The sequence below is a fragment of the Aromatoleum toluolicum genome, assembly GCF_012911005.2.
Lineage (GTDB): Bacteria > Pseudomonadota > Gammaproteobacteria > Burkholderiales > Rhodocyclaceae > Aromatoleum > Aromatoleum toluolicum.
The window spans coordinates 20,568-39,132 of the sequence record NZ_WTVS01000029.1 but is presented as its reverse complement, the minus strand read 5'-3'; the positions used below and the strand labels follow the sequence as shown (position 1 = coordinate 39,132).

The 18,565-nt window shown below is 64.9% G+C and carries 18 protein-coding genes and 2 tRNA genes; 17 read left to right on the top strand and 3 right to left on the bottom strand.

The window, feature by feature from the left end; all coding sequences use genetic code 11:
- The first annotated feature begins 83 nt into the window (after positions 1 to 83).
- The 17 genes from GPA27_RS14720 to rpoS all read left to right on the top strand — a co-directional run bounded on the left by GPA27_RS14720 (position 84) and on the right by rpoS (position 14,580).
- Entirely contained in the window at positions 84 to 410 is a 327-nt protein-coding gene (locus GPA27_RS14720; protein ID WP_373322763.1) for a cupredoxin domain-containing protein, read from the top strand.
- Between the two features lie 105 nt (positions 411 to 515).
- Complete coding sequence (gene nirJ, locus GPA27_RS14715; protein ID WP_169141363.1) at positions 516 to 1,721, top strand: heme d1 biosynthesis radical SAM protein NirJ; 1,206 nt, start codon at positions 516 to 518, stop codon at positions 1,719 to 1,721.
- A 12-nt stretch (positions 1,722 to 1,733) separates the two neighbouring features.
- Positions 1,734 to 3,326 (top strand): nitrite reductase, encoded by a 1,593-nt coding sequence (locus GPA27_RS14710; RefSeq protein WP_169141362.1) that lies wholly within the window; start codon positions 1,734 to 1,736, stop codon positions 3,324 to 3,326.
- A 102-nt stretch (positions 3,327 to 3,428) separates the two neighbouring features.
- Positions 3,429 to 3,505, top strand: a tRNA-Val gene (locus GPA27_RS14705).
- A 170-nt stretch (positions 3,506 to 3,675) separates the two neighbouring features.
- Positions 3,676 to 5,592 carry a threonine--tRNA ligase gene (thrS, locus tag GPA27_RS14700; RefSeq protein ID WP_169141361.1) on the top strand — a complete coding sequence of 639 codons (1,917 nt, stop codon included), beginning with the start codon at positions 3,676 to 3,678 and terminating at the stop codon, positions 5,590 to 5,592.
- A 27-nt stretch (positions 5,593 to 5,619) separates the two neighbouring features.
- Complete coding sequence (gene infC, locus GPA27_RS14695) at positions 5,620 to 6,144, top strand: translation initiation factor IF-3 (protein WP_169141389.1); 525 nt, start codon at positions 5,620 to 5,622, stop codon at positions 6,142 to 6,144.
- A 142-nt stretch (positions 6,145 to 6,286) separates the two neighbouring features.
- Entirely contained in the window at positions 6,287 to 6,484 is a 198-nt protein-coding gene (rpmI, locus tag GPA27_RS14690) for a 50S ribosomal protein L35 (RefSeq protein ID WP_015437124.1), read from the top strand.
- 12 nt (positions 6,485 to 6,496) lie between these two features.
- A complete protein-coding gene (gene rplT / locus GPA27_RS14685; protein ID WP_018988925.1) occupies positions 6,497 to 6,856 on the top strand; it encodes a 50S ribosomal protein L20 in 360 nt (119 codons plus the stop codon).
- A 67-nt stretch (positions 6,857 to 6,923) separates the two neighbouring features.
- A complete protein-coding gene (pheS, locus tag GPA27_RS14680; protein ID WP_169141360.1) occupies positions 6,924 to 7,955 on the top strand; it encodes a phenylalanine--tRNA ligase subunit alpha in 1,032 nt (343 codons plus the stop codon).
- 7 nt (positions 7,956 to 7,962) lie between these two features.
- Entirely contained in the window at positions 7,963 to 10,341 is a 2,379-nt protein-coding gene (gene pheT / locus GPA27_RS14675) for a phenylalanine--tRNA ligase subunit beta (protein WP_169141359.1), read from the top strand.
- Between the two features lie 7 nt (positions 10,342 to 10,348).
- Positions 10,349 to 10,660: an integration host factor subunit alpha gene (locus GPA27_RS14670; protein WP_050417146.1), complete on the top strand. Its 312-nt coding sequence runs from the start codon at positions 10,349 to 10,351 to the stop codon at positions 10,658 to 10,660.
- The gene (locus GPA27_RS14665; RefSeq protein ID WP_169141358.1) at positions 10,641 to 11,021 is read left to right on the top strand and encodes a MerR family transcriptional regulator; all 381 of its coding nucleotides are present in this window, start codon (positions 10,641 to 10,643) and stop codon (positions 11,019 to 11,021) included. The genes GPA27_RS14670 and GPA27_RS14665 overlap by 20 nt, the downstream gene beginning before the upstream one ends.
- Before the next feature lie 48 nt (positions 11,022 to 11,069).
- Positions 11,070 to 11,146, top strand: a tRNA-Pro gene (locus GPA27_RS14660).
- 165 nt (positions 11,147 to 11,311) lie between these two features.
- A complete protein-coding gene (surE, locus tag GPA27_RS14655; RefSeq protein ID WP_169141357.1) occupies positions 11,312 to 12,055 on the top strand; it encodes a 5'/3'-nucleotidase SurE in 744 nt (247 codons plus the stop codon).
- Positions 12,052 to 12,708 carry a protein-L-isoaspartate(D-aspartate) O-methyltransferase gene (locus GPA27_RS14650; RefSeq protein ID WP_169141356.1) on the top strand — a complete coding sequence of 219 codons (657 nt, stop codon included), beginning with the start codon at positions 12,052 to 12,054 and terminating at the stop codon, positions 12,706 to 12,708. Before surE ends, GPA27_RS14650 begins: the two co-directional genes overlap by 4 nt.
- A gap of 233 nt (positions 12,709 to 12,941) precedes the next feature.
- Positions 12,942 to 13,634 (top strand): murein hydrolase activator EnvC family protein, encoded by a 693-nt coding sequence (locus GPA27_RS14645; protein WP_444541839.1) that lies wholly within the window; start codon positions 12,942 to 12,944, stop codon positions 13,632 to 13,634.
- Between the two features lie 10 nt (positions 13,635 to 13,644).
- Complete coding sequence (gene rpoS, locus GPA27_RS14640; RefSeq protein ID WP_169141354.1) at positions 13,645 to 14,580, top strand: RNA polymerase sigma factor RpoS; 936 nt, start codon at positions 13,645 to 13,647, stop codon at positions 14,578 to 14,580.
- Between the two features lie 27 nt (positions 14,581 to 14,607).
- Here rpoS and mltB read toward each other — a convergent pair whose 3' ends face one another.
- The 3 genes from mltB to GPA27_RS14625 are packed head-to-tail and all read right to left on the bottom strand — an operon-like array spanning position 14,608 to position 18,429.
- Complete coding sequence (mltB, locus tag GPA27_RS14635) at positions 14,608 to 15,618, bottom strand: lytic murein transglycosylase B (protein ID WP_169141353.1); 1,011 nt, start codon at positions 15,616 to 15,618, stop codon at positions 14,608 to 14,610.
- The gene (locus GPA27_RS14630) at positions 15,615 to 17,564 is read right to left on the bottom strand and encodes a transglutaminase TgpA family protein (RefSeq protein ID WP_169141352.1); all 1,950 of its coding nucleotides are present in this window, start codon (positions 17,562 to 17,564) and stop codon (positions 15,615 to 15,617) included. The genes mltB and GPA27_RS14630 overlap by 4 nt, the downstream gene beginning before the upstream one ends.
- A complete protein-coding gene (locus tag GPA27_RS14625) occupies positions 17,557 to 18,429 on the bottom strand; it encodes a DUF58 domain-containing protein (RefSeq protein WP_256222965.1) in 873 nt (290 codons plus the stop codon). Before GPA27_RS14625 ends, GPA27_RS14630 begins: the two co-directional genes overlap by 8 nt.
- Positions 18,430 to 18,565: the final 136 nt, after the last annotated feature.

Here is an 18,565-nt window from a genome sequence, read left to right as displayed (position 1 = left end):
CCCCTCTGACCGAAGCCGCCTTCCTCCGTCCGCGGAGGCGGCGGCTTCGTTCCGTTCGACAAGCACCTTTGCGAGGGATGATCGTGCGTCTCAAGACCAACGCGGCGGCCGTGGTCGCCCTGCTCGGAACGTTGCAGACCAGTATCGCCTGCGCTGCCGAACATGAAGTGTCCATCCTTGACTACAAGTACTCGCCCGCCGTGGTCGAAATCCGGGCGGGCGACACGGTCATCTGGGTCAATCACGAGAAACGGACCAGCCATTCGGTATTGTTCGAAGCGAGCGGCGAAGAGTCCGAGCGCTTCTTTCCTGGCGAGAAATGGTCGCGCACCTTTCCGCAGGCCGGGCGTTTCGAGTACCGCTGCGGTCCGCATCCCGAGATGAAGGGCGCCGTCGTCGTCGGCGAGTGAGTGTGGGGTGCGTCTGCGGTCCCCGCGGCCATCCGCCCGCCCTTGACCAGCGTCATTTTCCCGAAGGCTGCGGTTCGCTGTAATGGCAGCACTGAGGAGAGACCCATGTTCCGCATCTCGCACTTCATCCGCGAACTCGACCACCCGACACCCGTCGCCCCGCGCCGCAATCCCCCCGGTCCGGTCGTCATCTGGAACCTGATCCGTCGCTGCAACCTGACCTGCAAGCACTGTTACTCGATTTCCGCCGACAAGGATTTCCCCGGCGAGCTGCCGACCGCCGATGTATTCCGGGTGATGGACGACCTCAAGGCGTTCCGCGTGCCGGTCCTGATCCTGTCCGGCGGCGAACCGCTGCTCCGCCCCGACATCTTCGAGATCGGCCGGCACGCGAAAGAGATGGGCTTCTATGTCGGACTGTCGAGCAACGGCACGCTGATCAACGACGCCAATATCGACGCGATTGACGACACCGGCTTCGACTACGTCGGCGTCAGCCTCGACGGCATCGGCGCCACGCACGACAAGTTCCGCCGCCTCGACGGCGCCTTCGAGGCCTCGATGGCCGGCATTCGCCTGTGCCTCGCGCGTGGCATCAAGGTCGGCGTGCGCTACACGATGACCGAGGACAACGCCCACGACCTGACGGCGCTGCTGCGCCTCGTCGAGTACGAGGGCATCGACAAGTTCTACTTCTCGCACCTCAACTACGCCGGCCGCGGCAACAAGCACCGCGCCGACGACGCACGCCACCAGACCACGCGCGACGCGATGGACCTGCTCTTCGAAACCTGCCTTGACCTGCATCGGCGCGGCATCGAGAAGGACTTCGTCACCGGCAACAACGACGCCGACGGCGTCTACCTGCTGCACTGGGTCGCGCGGCGCTTCCCCGAACATGTCGAACACATCCGCGGCAAGCTCGCGCAATGGGGCGGCAACGCCAGCGGCGTGAACGTCGCCAACATCGACAACCTCGGCGTCGTCCATCCCGACACGATGTGGTGGCACGTGCCGCTCGGGAACGTCCGCGAGCGCAAGTTCTCCGAGATCTGGAGCGACCTGTCCAATCCGCTGATGGCCGGACTCAAGCAGCATCCGCGCGCGTTGTCCGGGCGCTGCGGCGCCTGCCACCATCTCGACATCTGCAACGGCAGCTCGCGCGTGCGTGCGCAGCAGATCACCGGAGACCCGTGGGCCGAGGATCCAGGCTGCTACCTCAGTGACGACGAAATCGGCGTGAAGGCCGGCGAGGTCGTTGGCGCGCGCGTCGTCACCACCCCCTTCGCTCCCCGTCAGCGCACCGCCTGATCCGAGGACCTCATGAAATCCACGCACACCCTGCCGTCGCCCGTCCGGCGCGTCCTGATCCTTTCCGGCTTCGTCGTCGGCGCGGCCCTCGCGCTGCATGCTGCCGATTCGAAGGGCGCAGACGGCCCCGCGGCGGTCTACCAGCAACACTGCGCCGCCTGTCATGGTCCGGACCGCCTCGGCGCAACCGGCCCCGCGCTGCTGCCCGAAAACCTCGCGCGCCTGCGCAAGGAGGAGGCCGCGACGGTGGTCCGCGACGGCCGCGCCGCGACCCAGATGCTGCCGTTCGGCGCCCTGATTCCCCAGGAACAGATCGCCGCGCTCGTCGCGTGGATCTATACCCCGGTCGTGCCCGCGCCGACCTGGAGCGAGTCCGACATCCGGGCCTCGCGCGTCGCCCACGTCGATCCGGCGACCTTGCCCGCGAAACCGGTGTTCGACGCCGACCCGATGAACCTTTTCCTCGTCGTCGAAACCGGCGACCATCACGTCTCGGTGCTCGACGGTGACAAGCTCGAGCGCATCCACCGTTTCCCGAGCCGCCACGCGCTGCATGGCGGGCCGAAATTCACGGCCGACGGCCGCTACGTGTTCTTCGCCTCGCGTGACGGCTGGATCACGAAATACGATCTGTGGAACCTCAAGGTCGTCACCGAGATCCGCGCCGGCATCAACACCCGGAACGTCGCCGTATCGCCAGACGGCGAGCACGTTGCCGTCGCCAACTATCTGCCGCACACCCTGGTGCTGCTCGACGGCGACCTCAACCTGCTGAAATCGATCCCGGTCACCGACCGCGAGGGCAAGAGCAGCTCTCGTGTCTCCGCAGTGTACGAAGCCACTCCGCGCAAGTCCTTCGTTGCTGCGCTGAAGGACGTCCCCGAGATCTGGGAAATCAGCTACGACCGCAAGGTCGAAGACATCCCGACCGGCTTCGTCCACGACTTCAAGTACCGCGAAGGCGCCTTCATCCCCGGCTACCTGAATCCGCGCCGCAGCAGCCTGGCCGATCCGCTCGACGACTTCTTCTTCACGCAGGACTACTCCACCGTCCTCGGCGCGTCGCGCGAAGGCGTAGGCCAGGTCGTGCACCTCGACGTGCGCCGCAAGATCGCCGATCTCGCGCTCGACGGCATGCCCCATCTCGGCTCCGGCATCTCGTGGGACTGGCAGGGGCGGCGCGTCATGGCGAGCACCAACCTCAAGGCCGCGGAAGTCACGGTCATAGACCTCAAGGACTGGAGCGTCGTCAAGCGCATCCCCACGCGCGGCCCCGGCTTCTTCCTGCGCAGCCACGAGAACAGCCGCTACGCCTTCGTCGACTCGATGATGAGCCGCGAGGCCAAGAACACATTGCAGGTCATCGACAAGCAGACGCTGGAGATCGTCAAGGAGCTCAAGGCGGCTCCGGGTCAGACCCTGGCGCACATCGAGTTCACGCGTGACGGCCGCTATGCGCTCGCGAGCCTGTGGGAGATGGACGGCGCACTGATCGTCTACGACGCCACTACGCTCGAGGAAGTGAAGCGCCTGCCGATGAAGAAGCCGGTCGGCAAGTACAACGTCTGGAACAAGATCACGCGTGAGGAAGGCACCAGCCATTGAGGCGCGCAATCCCCGCCGGATCGTGTGGAGGGGTGTCTGAAGAAATTTTCAAAAAGATGTTGCGCACCTCGATAGTGATGCCTATAATGCGCAGCTCTTAGCAGGCGCGTAGCTCAGCTGGTTAGAGCACCACCTTGACATGGTGGGGGTCGTTGGTTCGAGTCCAATCGCGCCTACCAACATATGGAGCTGGAAGATGATCTTCCGAACTACTACTGAAGCCAGAAACTGAAAAGTCGGGCTCCGCTGTAGTGCTCCAGGAAAAAAGTGCGGCCCGTCCGCACTTTTTTTTCGTCCACGTTTTTCATCATCCAGCTTTTTCGTCACTCCTTCTCGAGGCCTAGAGATCATGCCGAACATCACGCTCCCCGACGGTTCCGTTCGCAGCTTCGACCATCCGGTGACCGTGCTCGACGTCGCGGCATCGATCGGAGCGGGTCTCGCGAAAGCCGCGCTCGCGGGCAAAGTGGATGGCAGGCTCGTCGATCTCTCGCATCGCATCGAAAGCGATGCATCGCTTGCGATCGTCACCGACAAGAGCGAAGAGGGCGTGGATATCATCCGGCACTCGACCGCTCACCTGCTTGCGCACGCGGTGAAGGAGCTTTTTCCGGATGCCCAGGTCACGATCGGCCCGGTCATCGAGAACGGCTTCTACTACGACTTCTCGTACAAGCGCCCGTTCACGCCGGAAGACCTCGAATGCATCGAAAAGCGCATGGCCGAACTCGCCAAGCGCGAGATCCCGGTCGCGCGCGAAGTTTGGTCGCGCGACAAGGCGGTCGACTTCTTCAAGTCGCAGGGCGAGAACTACAAGGCCGAGATCATTGCCTCGATCCCGCAGGGCGAGGACGTCTCGCTCTATCGCCAGGGTGACTTCATCGACCTGTGCCGCGGTCCGCACGTCCCCTCCACGGGCAAGCTCAAGGTTTTCAAGCTGACCAAGCTGGCCGGCGCGTACTGGCGTGGTGATTCGAAGAACGAGATGCTGCAGCGCGTGTACGGCACCGCTTGGGCGAAGAAGGAAGACCTCGAGAGCTATCTGCATATGCTCGAAGAGGCCGAGAAGCGCGACCACCGCAAGCTCGGCCGTCTGCTCGATCTCTTCCATCTGCAGGAAGAGGCGCCCGGCATGGTGTTCTGGCACTCCAACGGCTGGACGCTGTGGCAGCAGGTCGAGCAGTACATGCGCCGCACCATCCTCGAAAACGGCTACCAGGAAGTGAAGACGCCGCAGATCGTCGATCGCTCGCTGTGGGAGAAATCTGGCCACTGGGGCATGTATTCCGACCTCATGTTCACGACGCAGTCGGAGAAGCACGACTACGCCGTCAAGCCGATGAACTGCCCGTGCCACATCCAGATCTTCAATCAGGGGCTGAAGAGCTATCGCGACCTGCCGCTGCGCATGGCGGAGTTTGGCTCCTGTCACCGCAACGAACCATCCGGCTCGCTCCACGGCATCATGCGCGTGCGTAACTTCGTGCAGGACGATGCACACATCTTCTGTGCCGAGGATCAGGTGCAGGCCGAATCGGCCGCCTTCATCCGTCTGCTCCAGAAGGTGTACGCCGATTTCGGTTTCAATGACATCCTGATCAAGTTGTCGACGCGCCCCGACAAGCGCGTCGGTACCGACGAGCAGTGGGATGCGGCCGAGGCCGCGCTCGCGGCCGCGCTCGACGCGCAAGGGCTCGCGTATGAGTTGCAGCCGGGCGAGGGGGCGTTCTACGGGCCGAAGATCGAGTTTTCGCTCAAGGACTGTCTCAATCGCGTGTGGCAGTGCGGCACGCTACAGCTCGACTTCAATCTCCCGGTCCGCCTCGGGGCCGAATACGTCGCCGAAGACAACGCCAAGAAGTATCCCGTGATGTTGCATCGCGCGATCCTCGGTTCCCTCGAGCGTTTCATCGGCATCCTCATCGAGCACTTCGCGGGAGCGTTGCCGCTATGGCTTTCCCCGGTGCAGGCTGTGGTGCTGAATATCTCGGAAGGCCAGTCCGAGTACGCGACGGAAGTCACAAAACGCTTGAAGCAGGCGGGTTTCCGGGTCGAGGCGGATTTGCGTAACGAAAAGATTACCTATAAAATTCGAGAACATAGCGTGCACAAGCTGCCCTACCAGATCGTCATCGGCGAGAAGGAAAAGGCAGCAGGCCTCGTTGCCGTGCGTGCCCGAGGGGGCCAGGATCTTGGCCAGATGACCCTCGATACCCTGATCGAGCGTTGGCAGCGCGAAGTTGAAGCGCGGTCGACCTCGATTTGATTTTTGGCATTCGTGGAGAACTGAACCATCGCTCAAGAAAAAAAGCAGCGCGTCAATGAGGAGATCAGCGCGCCCGAAGTTCGTCTGCTCGGTGAAGACGGCGAACCGATCGGTATTGTGTCCCTGAGAACGGCCCTCGAGGCAGCTGAAGAAGCCGGGCTGGATCTTGTCGAAATCGCGCCGATGGCGCAGCCCCCGGTCTGCCGGGTGATGGACTTCGGCAAGTTCAAGTATCAGGAGCAGAAAAAGGCCCACGAAGCCAAGCTCAAGCAGAAGCAGGTGCAGATCAAGGAAGTCAAGCTTCGCCCTGCAACTGACGAGAACGACTACCAGATCAAGCTGCGCAACCTCAAGCGCTTCCTTGAAGACGGTGACAAGTGCAAGGTGACGCTGCGTTTCCGCGGTCGGGAAATGGCGCACCAGGAATTCGGCCTGCGTCAGCTCGAGCGGGTCAAGGCCGATCTGGAGGAGTTGGGCCAGGTCGAGCAGATGCCCAAGATGGAAGGGCGTCAGATGGTGATGGTGATCGCGCCGGTCAAGAAGAACCGCTGAGCGCGACCGTGAATCTGCCTCCGGTCCTCGGGCTGGAGGCAAATCCCGGTGGGCACGCCTGCCGGAAAACAAGTGATGTCTGGTTGAAAACGCGCCGCATGGCGACGCTACCTGACGTCATTCATAAACTTTGGAGTTAGCAATGCCGAAGATGAAGACCAAGAGCGGAGCCGCCAAACGGTTCAAGGTCCGCGCTAGTGGTGGGATCAAGCGGTCCCAGGCGTTCAAGCGCCACATCCTTACCAAGAAGACCACCAAGAGCAAGCGCCAGCTGCGCGGCATGACGGAAGTTCACGCCGCCGACGAGAAGCTGATCCGCGCCATGCTGCCTTACGCTTGATAGGAGACCGCAATGCCCCGAGTTAAACGTGGTGTAACAGCCCGCGCGCGTCACAAGAAGGTTCTCGATCAGGCCAAGGGTTACCGCGGCCGCCGCAAGAACGTATACCGCATCGCCAAACAGGCGGTGATGAAGGCCGGTCAGTACGCCTACCGTGACCGTCGTCAGCGCAAGCGCCAGTTCCGTGCCCTGTGGATCGCCCGTATCAACGCCGCTGCGCGTGAAGTGGGCCTGACCTACAGCACCTTCATGAACGGCCTCAAGAAGGCCGCCATCGAAGTGGATCGCAAGGTTCTGGCTGACCTGGCCGTGTTCGACAAGCCCGCATTTGCGGCGCTCGCAGATCAGGCCCGGGCCAAACTCGCTGCGTAATCGAACGCAGCACGAAAAAAGGAGGCCTGGCCTCCTTTTTTTTTTCTGAATTTTCCACGGCAAGCAAATGGATAAGCTCGATCAACTCGTTCAACAGGCCACGGCCGAGTTCGCCGCGGCGGCGGACGGCGTCCAGCTCGAACAGGCCAAGGCGCGCTTTCTCGGCAAGACGGGCGTGCTCACCGAGCAGCTCAAGAGCCTCGGCAAGCTCGCGCCCGAAGAGCGCCGCGCTGCGGGCGCCGAGATCAACCGCGCCAAGGATGCGATCGAGGCGGCGCTCGAAGCCCGCCGCACTGCCCTGCGCGAAGCCGTCCTGCTCGCCCAACTCGCTGCCGAGGCTCTCGATGTGACCTTGCCGGGTCGCGGCACGTCCGTTGGTGGTCTGCATCCGGTGAGTCGCACGCTCGAGCGCATCGAACAGCTGTTCCGCTCGATCGGCTTCGTGGTTGCCGACGGTCCGGAGATCGAGACCGATTGGCATAATTTCACCGCGCTGAATACGCCGGAGAACCACCCCGCGCGCTCCATGCACGACACCTTCTACCTCGAAGGTAATGACGAAGTGCTGCTGCGCACGCACACCAGTCCGGTGCAGGTGCGCGCGATGCTCGATCATGCCGCCCGTCATGCCGGGCGCGAGCAGATGCCCGAGCTGCGCATCATTGCGCCGGGGCGCGTATATCGCGTCGATTCGGATGCCACGCATTCGCCAATGTTCCATCAGGTCGAAGGCCTGTGGGTCGGCGAGAACGTCAGCTTTGCCGACCTCAAGGGCGTGATCGCCGACTTCCTGCGCAAGTTCTTCGAGACCGAAGACCTGCAGGTGCGCTTCCGTCCCTCGTTCTTCCCCTTCACCGAGCCCAGCGCTGAGATCGACGTCGCCTTCATGAGCGGTGCGCTCAAGGGGCGCTGGCTCGAGATCGCCGGTTGCGGCATGGTGCATCCGAACGTCCTGCGCTTCGGCGGCATCGACCCCGAACGCTATACCGGTTTCGCCTTCGGCATGGGGCCGGATCGTCTCACGATGCTGCGCTACGGCGTCAATGATCTGCGCCTGTTCTTCGAAGGCGATCTGCGCTTCTTGAGCCAATTCAGGTAATCGAATCATGCAATTCTCGGAACAGTGGCTGCGGAGCCTCGTCAATCCTCCGCTCGACAGCGAGGCGCTTGGACATCTCATGACGATGGCCGGCCTCGAGGTGGAAGAATCGTCGCCCGTTGCGCCGCCCTTCACCGGCGTAGTCGTCGCCCGGATCGTCGAAGCGGAAAAGCATCCCAACGCCGACAAGCTGAAGTTGTGCAAGGTCGACGCGGGGCAGGGCGAACTGCTGCAGATCGTCTGCGGCGCGCCGAATGCGGCAGTCGGCATGAAGGTGCCGTGCGCCATCGTCGGTGCGAAGCTGCCCGGCTTCGAAATCAAGGCGGCCAAGCTGCGCGGTGTCGAGTCATTCGGGATGCTGTGCTCGGCCCGCGAGCTGGGTCTCTCGGAAGACCACGCCGGCTTGATGGATCTGCCTGCCGACGCCCCCGTCGGGATGAGCCTGCGCGAGTATCTGGCGCTCGACGACACGCTGTTCACGATCAAGCTCACGCCCAATCGCTCGGACTGCCTGAGCCTGCTCGGTGTCGGCCGCGAGGTCGCAGCGCTGACCGGGCAGCCGCTTTCCTTGCCTGAAGTCGTGGCGGTTCAGCCGACCCTCGACGACCGCCGCGAAATCGTGCTCGACGCGCCGGAGGCGTGTCCGCGCTACTGCGGGCGTATCGTGCGCGGCGTCGACGCGAAGGCGCCCACGCCGGACTGGATGAAGCAGCGCCTGCAGCGATGCGGCGTGCGCTCGATCAGTGCGCTCGTCGACGTCACCAACTACGTGATGCTGGAGCTCGGCCAGCCGCTTCACGCCTTCGACGATGCGCGCCTGTCCGGTGCAGTCCACGTGCGCTATCCGCGCGAGGGCGAGCAGGTGCTGCTGCTCAACGAGCAGACCGTCACTCCGGCGGCCGATACCCTGCTGATCGCCGACGAGAAGCGTGCGCTGGCGCTCGCGGGCATCATGGGCGGCGAGGACAGCGGCATTACGCTCGAGACGACCGACATGTTCCTCGAGAGCGCCTTCTTTGCGCCCGACGCGATCGCGGGTCGCGCGCGCAGCTACGGCTTCGTGTCCGATGCCTCGCACCGCTTCGAGCGTGGCGTGGACTTCGAGCTGGCGGCAAGCGCGATCGAGCGCGCGACGCAGCTGATCCTCGAGATCTGCGGCGGTGCCGCAGGCCCGGTCGTCGAGGCGGTGTCGAAGGCGCATTTGCCTGCACGCAAGCCGGTCCGTCTGCGTCCGGCACGTGCGCGCCGCCTGCTGGGTATCGATCCCGACAATGCCGCGATCGCCAAACTGCTCAATGGCGTGCACCTCGGTGTGCGCCACGAGGGCGAAGACCTGCTCGTCGTGCCGCCGTCCTTCCGTTTCGACATCGAGATCGAGGAAGACCTGATCGAGGAGATCGCGCGCCTTTACGGCTATGACAACATCCCGGCCCTGCCGCCGCAGGGTGGGCTGGCGATGCTGGACCGTTCCGAGTCCGGTCGCAGCGCCTGGGATGTTCGCCATCAGCTGGCCGGCCGCGACTACCAGGAAGTGGTCAACTACGCGTTCGTCGACGAAGCTTGGGAGCGCGATTTCTGTTCCAACGACACGCCGATCCGGCTCGCGAACCCGATCGCCAGCCAGATGAGCGTGATGCGCAGCAGCCTGATTCCCGGGCTCGCGGACAATCTCGTCGCGAACCGCAAGCGGCAGTTGAGCCGCGTGCGCGTGTTCGAGATCGGCCGCTGCTTCGAGCGCAAGGCCGATGGCGAGCCGGTCGCCGGCTTCCATCAGCCCGTGCGTGTCGCCGGTCTTGCGGCCGGCTCCGCGCTGCCCGAACAATGGGGTGCGCCGACCCGCAATGTCGATTTCTACGATGTGAAGGGCGACGTCGAGGCGCTCTTTGCGCCGCGCACCCTGAAGTTCGAGCCGGTTTCGGATCCTGCACTCCATCCCGGTCGCGCCGCGGCGGTGCTGCTCGACGGGCGTCGCATCGGCGTCGTCGGCGAGCTCCACCCGGTCTGGGTGCAGCGCTACGACCTCGGTACCGCTCCGGTCGTGTTCGAGCTCGACCTGGATGCGGCGCTGCGAGCCGATTTGCCCGCCTACGCGGAGATCTCGCGCCAGCCAGCGGTCACTCGCGACCTCGCCCTCGTCGTCGAGGAGGCACTGCCGGTCGCGCGCGTGATCGAGGTGCTGAACGAGTCTGCGCCCGCCATCGTGAAGGGTGTCGAGCTCTTCGATGTGTATCATGGCAAAGGCATCGATCCGGGGAAAAAGAGCCTTGCGTTCAGGGTGTTGATGCAAGATACTCAACGCACGCTTGAGGATGCAGAGGTGGATGCCGCAGTCACGGCGATTGTGCATCATGCTGAAACTGTGCTCGGCGCCCGCTTGCGTGGATAGTCCCAGTATGAACATTACCCTGACCAAAGCAGAGCTGGCCGATATGCTCTTCGAGCGTGTCGGCCTCAACAAGCGTGAAGCCAAGGACATGGTGGAAGGCTTCTTCGAGGAGATCCGCCTGGCCCTGGAAAAGGGCGAGTCCGTGAAACTTTCCGGATTCGGCAATTTCCAGCTGCGCGACAAGCCGCAAAGGCCCGGACGCAACCCGAAGACCGGCGAGGAGATTCCGATCACCGCTCGCCGCGTTGTCACCTTCCATGCCAGTCAGAAGCTGAAGGCAGCCGTGGAGCAGCTGAGCGATGCAGGCAAGCAGCCATAACGAGGCCTCCGGGCCGCTGCCGCCGATTCCGGCCAAGCGCTACTTCACGATCGGTGAGGTGAGCGAGTTGTGCGCGGTGAAGCCTCATGTTCTGCGCTACTGGGAGCAGGAGTTCACCCAGCTGAAGCCGGTGAAGCGGCGCGGCAACCGCCGCTATTACCAGCATCACGAAGTGCTGCTGGTGCGACGCATCCGCGAGCTGTTGTACGACGAAGGCTTCACGATCTCGGGGGCGCGCAACAAGCTCGGCGAGTCCGCCATCCATGAGCAGGAGGAGGCGGAAGAGTCCGACCGGCTGCGCGAAACGCTCGCCGGCGTGCGAGCGGAGATCATGGCGACGCTCGCCCTGCTGAAAGCGTGATTCTGGACTGGCAAAATCCGATAGCGCTGCTATAATGGCGCCTTGTGTCGGGGCGTAGCGCAGCCTGGTAGCGCACTTGCATGGGGTGCAAGGGGTCGCGAGTTCGAATCCCGCCGCCCCGACCAATAAATTCAAACAAGAACCGGCCGCTGGCCGGTTTTTGCTTTTATGCACTCCGTCGGGCTGGCCGGGTGACCGGGCGGGGGGCGTCGGTGTGCTAAGATGCTTCGCCGCTTCTGCGATACATCCGGCCCCGCATCGTGGTTTGTATCCCTCCGAACGGAAAAAACATGCGTATTCTGGTCAGCAACGACGACGGTTATTTTGCTCCTGGCATCGCCGCCCTGGCGGCGGCCCTCTCCGAGGTGGGGGACGTGACCGTCGTGGCGCCCGAGCGCGACCGCAGCGGTGCGAGCAACTCACTGACCCTCGATCGTCCCTTGTCGCTGCGCCGTGCAGCCAACGGCTTCCATTTCGTCAATGGCACGCCCACGGACTGCGTGCATCTGGCCGTGACCGGGATGCTGGATCATCTGCCTGACATGGTTGTGTCGGGGGTCAATCATGGCGCCAATATGGGCGACGACACGGTGTACTCCGGCACGGTCGCGGCGGCCACGGAGGGTTACCTGCTCGGCGTCCCGTCGATTGCAATCTCGCTCGTGAGCAAGCAGGCGAGCGATTTTTCCGCCGCAGCGCGAGTGGCGCGCGACCTGGCCGAGCGTTTCCTGCGTGAGCCGTTTCGCCAGCCCGTGCTGCTGAACGTGAATGTTCCGGATCGACCGTACGAGGAATTGCGCGGGCAGAAGATCACGCGTCTGGGCAAGCGCCACAAGGCGGAGCCAGTGATCCGCAGCACGACGCCGCGCAACGAGACGGTCTATTGGGTGGGTGCTGCCGGACAGGCGGCTGATGCCGGTGAGGGAACGGACTTCAACGCAGTGGCGGAAGGGTTTGTCTCCATTACGCCTCTGCAGATCGATCTGACGCATTACAACCTGATGCCGGGTGTTTCGGAGTGGCTGGCACGATGAGCCTGCGCCGGCCCGATGCAGGCCAGGCCGCGACACGCGCGCGGGCTCGCATGGTGGAGCGCCTGCGCGCTCAGGGCATCCGGGACGAGAAGGTGCTCGCGGCGATGATGCAGGTGCCGCGACACGCATTTGTCGAAGAGGGGCTGGCGTACAGCGCTTACGACGACACGGCACTGCCCATCGGCTACCAGCAGACGATTTCGCAGCCGTTCGTGGTCGCGAAGATGATCGAGACGCTGCGCGCCGGCCGCGAACTCGGTCGGACGCTGGAGGTCGGGGCAGGTTGTGGCTACCAGGCGGCGGTGTTGTCCTTTGTTGCCACGGAAGTCTATGCGGTGGAACGGATCCGTCCGTTGCTCGATGTGGCGCGCGAGAATCTCCGCCCACTGCGTTTGCCCAACGTGCGGCTGAAATGTGCCGATGGCACGATGGGTTTGCCCGAGGCCGCTCCGTATGACACGATTATAGTCGCGGCTGCTGCGGCGAGCGTGCCGGTGTCCCTCAAGGAGCAGCTTGCTTCGGGCGGGCGGCTGATGCTGCCGGTCGGTGGCGCGGACCAGAGGCTCGTGATGATCGAGCGGCAGGGGAATGTTTTCAGGGAGAGTCGCCTCGATGCTGTGCGGTTCGTCCCATTATTGACTGGTACGGAATGAGTGATTCAGTGAAGCTTGGTCATATGTGCCGCTGGCTGACGCTGTGCGGCGTTGTCGCGGTGCTGGTGGGGTGTGCGGCCCCGCGGCCCGCTCCCGTCAGGGACGGTACCCCTCCGCCCGCAGCCGAGCCCGCCTCGGATGCAGCGGGTGCGGTGCCGAAGACGGATGCCCAGACGCACGTGGTGCGTCCCGGGGACACCCTGTTGGGGATCGCGCGGCAGTACGGAGTGACGGTGAAGGATCTGGTCGGCTGGAACGGCCTCTCCGATCCTAACCAGATCCATGTCGGGCAGGCGCTGAGGGTGGGCGCTGCGCCGGCCGCCGGTGGCGCGCCGGCCGGCGCGGTGGCGCAGCCGATCGCGATCACGCAGCCGGTGGACGTCCAGCCGGTCAAGACTCCGGGCGACACCGCCCCGCCGGTCGCGGGCGGGTTCAAGCAGGAGCCCCGTGGGGGCAAGCAGCCGTATAGTGACGAGGCGTGGGCCTCGCTGAATCCGCGGGCGACGACCGTACCAGCCGCGCCGGCGCCCGCCGCGCCCGAGCCGGAGAAGGCGCCGGGCAATACCACGTGGCTGTGGCCGGCCGCGGGTCAGGTCATCGAAACATTCGACGAGGGCACGAACAAGGGCGTCGACATCGCCGGCAAACCGGGGGATCCGGTGGTGGCGTCGGCGGGCGGAAAGGTGGTGTATTCCGGAAGCGGCTTGCGTGGCTATGGAAAACTGGTCATCATCAAGCACGATGCGAATTACCTGACAGCCTATGCGCATAATCAGCAGTTGCTGGTGAAGGAAGGGGATTCGGTGTCGAAAGGCCAGAAAATTGCGGAGCTTGGCAGCACCGATGCGGATCGTCCCAAGGTGCATTTCGAGATCCGCAAGCAGGGCCGCCCGGTTGATCCGCTGAAGTATTTGCCTGCACGCTGACGAGGAGGCTATGTACGATCCGGCAAGTCATGACGATGTAGAGAGTCAGGAACCGGATCTGCCCCTCGAGGTGGAAGTATTCGTCGAGCGGGCCGCACCGGTTTTCGAGAACGAGTTTCTCAGCGACGTCACCCAGATCTACCTCAACGAAATCGGCGCCAATCCGCTGCTGACCGCGGAGGAGGAGGCGACGCTGGCGCGCCGCGTCAGGGTGGGCGACTTCCAGGCTCGCCAGACGATGATCGAGCGCAACCTGCGCCTGGTCGTCAATATCGCCAAGCATTACCTCAATCGCGGCATTCCCCTGCTCGACCTAGTCGAGGAGGGCAACCTCGGTCTGATGCACGCGCTGGAGAAGTTCGATCCCGAGCGCGGGTTCCGCTTCTCGACTTATGCGACCTGGTGGATACGCCAGAACATCGAGCGGGCCATCATGAACCAGTCGCGCACGATCCGGCTGCCTGTCCATGTGGTGAAGGAACTCAACCAGGTCCTGCGTGCCCAGCGCAGCCTCGAGGCGGCCGGGAACGGGGAGTTCACGCTGGAGCAGGTCGCGACGATGCTGGACAAGTCCGTCGACGAGGTGCGCGCAATCCTTTCCCTGAGCGAGCACACGGCCTCGCTCGATGCGCCGCTGGATATCGATCCGACGCTGTCGATCGGCGAATCGCTGGCCGACGACCAGGCGACGTCGCCCGATCTGTCGATCCAGGATGCCGAGGTCGAGGCGCTGATCCGCGAGTGGATCGGGATGCTCAACGAGAAGCAGCGCTTGGTCATCCGTCACCGCTATGGCCTCGACGAATGCGAGGTGATGACGCTGGAGGAGCTGGCTGCACGCCTGTCGCTCACGCGCGAGCGGGTGCGCCAGATCCAGCTCGAGGCGCTGAGCCAGTTGCGGCGCACCGTCAAGCGCCGCGGCATTTCGCGCGACGAACTGCTCTGACGCTTTTCCCGCTGATTGTGGTTGCGCCTACTGCGGTGCGGCGAGGTTCGCGTACTGGTCGCGCAGTGCGCGTGCCAGTTCGTACACGGCCATCGCGTAGAAGCTGCTCTTGTTGTAGCGCGTGATCACGTAGAAGTTGCGATAGCCGAGCCAGTATTCGGTCGGTGCGCCCGGGGTGGCGAGGTCGACGAGGGTCGCCGGGGCTGCCGGCGGATTGGCGCTGGCGGCGACGATACCGGCGGCGGCGATCGTCTCGGGCGCCAGCGTGGGTTCGATGCCGGCGTCGACGAGTGCCTGCGCATCGGCTTCGGGTGGCACAAGGGCGGGTATCGCGACCGTTTCACCGCGTACCCATCCATGCCGCGCAAGGTAGTTGGCGACGCTGCCGATGGCGTCGACGGGCTCGTTGTCGAAGTCGATGTGCCCGTTGCCGTCGAAGTCGACGGCATAGTTGCGGATGCTGCTGGGCAGGAACTGGGGGTAGCCGAGCGCGCCGGCGTAGGAGCCGTAGTACGACAGCGGATCGCGGACCTGTTCGCGCGCAAGCAGGAACAGTTGTTCCAGTTCGCTCAGAAAGAGTGCGGCGCGCGGTGGGTAGTCGAAGGCGAGGGTCGCTAGCGCGGAGACGGTCTCGAAGTTGCCTGTGTTGCGCCCGTAATAGGTTTCCACGCCGATGATGGCGACGACGATTTCCGGCGGGACGCCGTACTGATCGGCGGCCTTCTGCAGTGCGGCCGCGTGTTCCTGCCAGAAGACGATGCCGCCATCGATCCGCTTGCCGTCGAGGAAGCGTGCGCGATAACGCTGCCAGGAGCGGGTGCCGGGCGTCGCGGGCGGGCGGATGAGGTCGATGACGCGAGGTTCGGGGCGGGCCTGCGCGAGCGCTGCGAGCACAGCATCGCGGTCGAAGCCGTGTTTTTCCTGCATCGAGTCCGCGAAGCGGATGGCTTCGGGGTGCTCGGCGAAGGAGCCGCTGGCGAGACCCGGCAGTGAAATAAGTCCGAGGCTCATGACCGCGGCGGCGAGGGTACGTTTCATTTCAGCTTCAGTCTCCGGATGTGTCGGGCGAGCAGGCGAACGCTGTGCGGGTCGGCAGGCCCGATGCGGTAGCGCAGCCTGGCGTAGTCCTCGCTGATCGTGCGCAGCGGCTCGGCATGTTCAGGGAAGGTCATCGCCAGCCGCTTGCCGTAATCGAGCGGTCCTTCCCACGGATGCCGGGCCGCGCCGTGGCGGGCAAGCTTGCGGGAAAAACTGGTCCAGGCGGCGTCGAGCGGGTCGTGCTGGCGGCGCTGGGCAAAGGCCCATGCCAGGAGCAGCAGCATCAGGCCCGCCGCGGACACGCCCAGGAGCATCGCCAGCGTGCGCCAGTCGGGCTGCGGGAAGCCCATCCGCTCGAGCAGGTCGCGTTGCCGGTCGGGATTGTATCCAAGAACCCACTGGTTCCACGTATTGGACACGGCATCCCAGCGGTGCCGCAGGTCGCGCAGCCAGTCCATGCCGGGGCGCCGCAGCAACGGGAGGACGTCCCAATCCGGCAGGGCTGCGCTCAGGCCGGACTCGATGCGGGACGGGGCCGCCAGCGCCGTGGGGTCGACGCGAACCCAGCCGCGCCCGACGAGCCATACTTCCGCCCAGGCGTGGGCATCGGACTGCCGCACGACGAGGCTGCCGTCGACCGGATTGATCTCGCCGCCCTGATAGCCGGTGACGACGCGGGCCGGGACGCCTGCGGCGCGCATCAGGAACACGAAGGCCGATGCGAAATGCTCGCAGAACCCCTGTCGGGTGTCGAACAGGAATTCGTCGACTGAATGGGTGCCCAGGAGGGGCGGGCTGAGCGTGTACGTCAGGTCCAAGCCGCGCAGGCGTTCGAGGGTGAGTGCGAGGATCTCCGACGGGCCGGCCCCCTCCGTCGCGATTTCGCGTGCCAGGGCCCGGCTGCGCGGATTGACGTTGGCCGGAAGGCGCTGCGCCTCGGCAAGCACGATGGCGTCCTCGACCTTGCCCACCGCGGTTGCGGGATACGAGCGCAGGTCGAAGCGTGTGCGCATGCGCACGGGCTGTTCGGCGAGCAGGCGGAAGTCGCCGGCATAGCGCGTCTTCGGGATGTCCGCAGCCGGGAAATCGAGCGCGAGGAGCCAGGGCTGATTGTGCGGTTCGAGTGTGAGACGGTACTCGTAGGCGCGGCCCGAGGGTTCGTAACGGGGCTCCCTGGCGATCGTGCTGAAGCCCGGTCGCCAGCTTCGTCCGTCGTAGCGGGTGAGTACCGGGCCGCGCCAGTAGCGCTGGGAGGGCGGCGGCGGGGTGCCGTCGAATTCGGCGCGGAAGGCGATGGCATCCGACAGGCCGAGCTGGCTGATCGAGCCGGGTGTCATCGTGTCGGAAAGCCCGGTCATGCCGCTATAGGCATCCGACGGCAGGCCCCACAACGGGCCCTGCACGCGCGGGAAGAGCACGAACAGGACCAGCATGAAGGGCAGGCCCTGTGAGAGGAGCACTGCGCTGGTGCGCAGCTGGGCGACCGGCCGCGCGGCGGCGTCCTCGAGGCTCAGCAGGGTCGTCGTGGTCAGCAGCGCTCCGGCGAGCGCGAGCGCGGCGATGCCCGGTGTCTGGTTGTAGAAGAACAGGCCGAGCTGCAGGAAGTAGGCAAGCAGGACCGCCGCACGCAGGTCGCGCGTGGTGCGCGATTCGAGCAGTTTCAGGCACAGCAGCACGGCAAGCAGCGCGACGCCCGGATCCTTGCCGAAGAAATGACTGAATTCGAACCGCACCCCGATTCCCGCTGCGACCGCAACCAGCACGATGACGAGCTGGTGGGGCGGCTTCCCTCGTCGCCACAGCAGCGCGCTGCGGATGGCGATAAGGCTCGCGCACAGGATGGCGAGCCAGTAGGGGAGTTCGATCGCGTGTGGCGCGAGGGTCGCGGTCACCGCGGCGAGTAGCCAGCCGAACTGCGCGGGAGTGGGCGCGCGCGTGTCACGCATCGGCGGCGACGTCCGTTCCGAAGAGGGCAAGACGCTGCAGGCAGCTCGTGCTGTGTTGCGGCCCGCGCCCCGTCGCGATCCGCGTGTCGGGCAACGTGAGCGAAAAGGCGAGCCCTCGCCGTTCGGCTGCCATGATCCACGCGGTCATGCGCGACAGCCGGGCTTCGGTGCCGAGGTTCGCGGGGAGATCATTCCAGTCGAGATCGATCTCCCCGCCATCCATGCCGCTGAATTGCTTGGTGAGCATGGGACCGCCGCGGGCGAGCGTCTTCCATGCGACGTGGCGCGGCGAGTCCGCCGGCTGGTGCGTGCGCAGGCCGGCAAAGTCATCGTCGCCGGCCGCGCCGGCCCGCTGCCCGAGGTTGCGGGATGCGCCCTCGGGCAGCGGCGGGGGTGTCGGTTCGGGGGCAGGATACACGAGGCAGCGTTGATCGGGGACCAGTACGCTCCATGCACGGATCAAGCCGAGTGGATAGGTCGTTTCGATCCGCACGCGGCCGAGCGTCATCCAGCCGCGCGTTGCGGTCACGACCGGAACGGTGACGTCGGCGCCGTCGCCTGCGCCGATCTCGAACGGCACGGCCGCCCCGTGCGCCGTGAGACGCAGCGCAGGTCGCCGTGCAGGCCTGTGATTGGCTACGACGATGTGGAAGCAGGCACTTTCGCCGGCAAAGACCGGCTCGGCGCGTCCCGGTGAGAATGACAGGTGCAGCAGGTTGCGGAAGGCGTGCACGATGCTGGCGACAGACACGCCGCCGAGGAGGAACACCAGCGCGTAACCGAGGCTCAGGTTGTAGTTGATCGACGCGATCAGCATGACCAGGAGCGCGGCCGCGAAGGCCAGGCCTGCGGGGGTGGGTAACACGAAGATACGCCGCTGGCCGAGTACGATCGGGGACGGTTCAGGCGGTCCGACCCGAAACAGCCAGCGGTCGAGGTGTCGACGCAGGGTGACGAGATGACGACGCGAAGCGATGATGTGGTGACGCGAAGCGTCGGGG

Coding starts and splice junctions, on each gene's coding strand:
- rpoS (WP_169141354.1), top strand. CDS start 13,645: ATGTACGATCCGGCAAGTCATGACGATGTAGAGAGTCAGGAACCGGAT.
- GPA27_RS14650 (WP_169141356.1), top strand. CDS start 12,052: ATGAGCCTGCGCCGGCCCGATGCAGGCCAGGCCGCGACACGCGCGCGG.
- rpmI (WP_015437124.1), top strand. CDS start 6,287: ATGCCGAAGATGAAGACCAAGAGCGGAGCCGCCAAACGGTTCAAGGTC.
- GPA27_RS14630 (WP_169141352.1), bottom strand. CDS start 17,564: ATGCGTGACACGCGCGCGCCCACTCCCGCGCAGTTCGGCTGGCTACTC.
- mltB (WP_169141353.1), bottom strand. CDS start 15,618: ATGAAACGTACCCTCGCCGCCGCGGTCATGAGCCTCGGACTTATTTCA.
- pheS (WP_169141360.1), top strand. CDS start 6,924: ATGGATAAGCTCGATCAACTCGTTCAACAGGCCACGGCCGAGTTCGCC.
- pheT (WP_169141359.1), top strand. CDS start 7,963: ATGCAATTCTCGGAACAGTGGCTGCGGAGCCTCGTCAATCCTCCGCTC.
- thrS (WP_169141361.1), top strand. CDS start 3,676: ATGCCGAACATCACGCTCCCCGACGGTTCCGTTCGCAGCTTCGACCAT.
- GPA27_RS14710 (WP_169141362.1), top strand. CDS start 1,734: ATGAAATCCACGCACACCCTGCCGTCGCCCGTCCGGCGCGTCCTGATC.
- rplT (WP_018988925.1), top strand. CDS start 6,497: ATGCCCCGAGTTAAACGTGGTGTAACAGCCCGCGCGCGTCACAAGAAG.
- GPA27_RS14670 (WP_050417146.1), top strand. CDS start 10,349: ATGAACATTACCCTGACCAAAGCAGAGCTGGCCGATATGCTCTTCGAG.
- surE (WP_169141357.1), top strand. CDS start 11,312: ATGCGTATTCTGGTCAGCAACGACGACGGTTATTTTGCTCCTGGCATC.
- nirJ (WP_169141363.1), top strand. CDS start 516: ATGTTCCGCATCTCGCACTTCATCCGCGAACTCGACCACCCGACACCC.
- GPA27_RS14665 (WP_169141358.1), top strand. CDS start 10,641: ATGCAGGCAAGCAGCCATAACGAGGCCTCCGGGCCGCTGCCGCCGATT.